Below are 250 nucleotides of genomic sequence, written 5' to 3' on the forward strand. Positions count from 1 at the left end.
GAATAAAAGGGAAAATAGAAGGAAAGATAGAAGCCATAACCGACATACTATCTCTTAGATTCCCAAATACAGATTTAAGTGATATGACAAATCAGCTAAAACAAATAGATGATATAAACTTCTTAGATTATCTGAAGAATCAAGCTAAAACAATAAGCTCTATTGAAGAGTTTGAAAGGCTCTTAGAGAGATTTTAGCCAATAAATCGTAGCAGACTTGTTGATCGTGGTAGACTTGTAAATCGTGGCAG

Annotated in this window: 1 protein-coding gene; it reads left to right on the forward strand. The window is 33.2% G+C overall.

Annotated elements, in window-relative coordinates; all coding sequences use genetic code 11:
• The coding region (locus ACYQZV_RS09180) for a hypothetical protein (RefSeq protein ID WP_459895354.1) at positions 1 to 197 on the forward strand (197 nt) is incomplete at its 5' end.
• Positions 198 to 250 lie beyond the last annotated feature (53 nt).

The organism is Hydrogenobaculum acidophilum, from assembly GCF_054656715.1.